We start from the raw sequence: 241 nt of genomic DNA on the forward strand, positions 1-241 counted from the left end.
AACGAATTCTTTCTCGAAGAAAGAAAGGTTCTGCACGTTGGAACAAGCAACGACTAGTAGTGGCTAAGTTACATGAGAAAGTGGCGAACCGACGCATGAATTTTCTTCATCATAAGTCAAAAGAATTAGCTCCTAACTTTGATGCTGTCGCGATTGAGGACTTGAACATGAAAGGGATGTCTCAAGCCCTTCACTTTGGGAAAAGCGTTCATGATAACGGCTGGGGGATGTTCACTACTTT

1 protein-coding gene is annotated in these 241 nt (G+C 42.7%); it reads left to right on the forward strand.

The genetic code is table 11. The annotated features are described in order from the left end of the window. On the forward strand, positions 1-241 hold a 241-nt coding region (locus IC21_RS14260), incomplete at both ends, for a transposase (protein WP_035181064.1).

The sequence above is a fragment of the Heyndrickxia coagulans DSM 1 = ATCC 7050 genome (assembly GCF_000290615.1).
Classification (GTDB): domain Bacteria; phylum Bacillota; class Bacilli; order Bacillales; family Bacillaceae_C; genus Weizmannia; species Weizmannia coagulans.